The organism is Vibrio sp. 10N.222.46.A1, from assembly GCF_041473595.1.
Lineage (GTDB): Bacteria > Pseudomonadota > Gammaproteobacteria > Enterobacterales > Vibrionaceae > Vibrio > Vibrio tasmaniensis_A.
Window position 1 is genome coordinate 1 of record NZ_JBFRSN010000657.1, and the last position, 2,087, is coordinate 2,087.

Consider the following 2,087-nt stretch of genomic DNA (forward strand, 5'->3'; position numbering starts at 1 on the left):
CACGAGCGTAACGGTTATCTACAACCTCAACGTTGAACTTCATTAATTTCCCAGTAACGGCATTACTACCGACACACCCAGCTAACGACATGACAATCGCTGCCACTGCAACTGCTTTTGTGATTGTTGTTTTCATAGATCCCTCTTATGCCACGATGATTGATTCGGTTTTTGCATAGCCAAACAGCAGTCTTCCTGTTCACGTACAGAAATTCATGGCCTAACAAATTGATTCCATAACATTTAGCGTAGTGGAGTTTTTTAGAACAGCAAACTGCAAACGTTAATTGTTTCGCTCTGGTTCCTAAAGAGTTGCCAATAAAAAAGCGCAGACCTTTCAGTCTGCGCTTTTATTAGTTTTTAAAACTATTCGGTTTTGTGAACCAGATTAACCCACATTCTTACGTGCGTTTTGGAACATACGCATCCAAGCGCCATTCTCGCCCCAACCTTCTGGAGACCAAGAGTTAGCAACCGTACGGAATACACGCTCTGGGTGAGGCATCATGATAGTCACACGGCCATCCGTCGTTGTTAAACCAGTGATAGCATTTGGCGAACCGTTCGGGTTGTTCGGGTATTGCTGCGTTTGGTTACCGTTGTTGTCAACGTAACGTAGGGCAACTGTACCTGAGTTTTCAATCGCGTTTAGGTGGTCGTTGTCACGCACTTCTACGCGACCTTCACCGTGAGAAACAGCGATTGGCATACGAGAGCCTTCCATGCCATTGAAGAATACAGAATCAGACTTCTGAACTTCAACTAGGCTGAAACGTGCTTCAAAACGCTCAGATTCGTTGCGAACGAAACGTGGCCAGTACTCAGCACCAGGGATTAGCTCGCGCAGGTTAGACAGCATCTGACAACCGTTACACACACCTAGAGAGAAGGTATCTTCACGCTTGAAGAAGTTTTCAAACTGGTCACGCGTAGAGTCGTTAAACAGAACCGACTTAGCCCAACCTTCACCAGCGCCTAGTACGTCACCGTAAGAGAAACCACCACAAGCCACAAGGCCGTTGTACTCTTCCAGTACCGCTTGACCCGTTAGGATGTCGCTCATGTGAATATCAGTTGCTTCGAAGCCTGCACGGTCAAATGCGGCTGCCATTTCAACGTGAGAGTTAACACCCTGCTCACGTAGAATCGCCATTTTAGGCTTAGCGCCCGTGTTGATGTAAGGAGCAGCAATGTCTTCATTTACGTCAAAGCTTAGTTTCACGTTCAGACCTGGGTCTGAGTTGTCTTTCTTAGCTTCGTGCTCTTGGTCTGCACAGATTGGGTTATCACGTAGACCTTGCATCTTGTGCGTAGTTTCAGCCCAGATAGTACGTAGTTCAGTACGGTTACGTTGGATTACAACGTCTGCGCCCGACTTAATCACTACTTCGTCTGATGCTTCAACAGAACCAATTACGTGTGAACACGCTTCTAGGCCGTTTGCAGCAAGTGTAGAAAGTACTGCGTCTAGGTCATCGTTACGAACTTGGATTACCGCACCTAGCTCTTCGTTGAATAGTGCTGCTAGCGTATCTTCGCTGTTCTCTGATGCAGATAAAAGCGCTGCAATATCAGCGTTAACACCACAGTGACCTGCGAACGCCATTTCAGCTAGCGTTACGAATAGACCGCCATCGCCTTTATCGTGGTAAGCGACAACTTGGTCGTTCGCTACAAGTGCTTGAACGCCTTCGTAGAAACCTTTTAGTTGTGCTGCATTGTCTACGTCTGCTGGCTTGTCACCAAGCTGCTTGTAAACTTGCGCTAGTGCTGTAGCACCCATACGGTTTTTGCCGTTACCTAGGTCGATAAGAACTAGTGAAGTATCACCTTTGTCAGTGCGAAGCTGAGGCGTAATTGTCTTACGAACATCTTCAACACGTGCAAATGCAGTGATAACAAGAGATAGCGGAGACGTTACTTCTTTCTGCTCGCCGTTCTCTTCCCACTTAGTCTTCATCGACATTGAGTCTTTACCCACAGGGATAGTAAGACCCAGTGCCGGACATAGCTCTTCACCCACGGCTTTAACCGCTTCGTAAAGACCTGCATCTTCACCAGGGTGACCTGCTGGAGACATCCAGTTA

General features: G+C 47.1%; 2 protein-coding genes. Both read right to left on the bottom strand.

The features are described 5' to 3' along the window. Positions 1 to 136, bottom strand: a 136-nt coding sequence (locus AB4496_RS17880) for a DUF3332 family protein (RefSeq protein ID WP_372131523.1), incomplete at its 3' end; no start/stop codon positions are given. A gap of 252 nt (positions 137 to 388) precedes the next feature. Next, positions 389 to 2,087, bottom strand: a 1,699-nt coding sequence (gene purL / locus AB4496_RS17885; protein ID WP_372131519.1) for a phosphoribosylformylglycinamidine synthase, incomplete at its 5' end; no start/stop codon positions are given.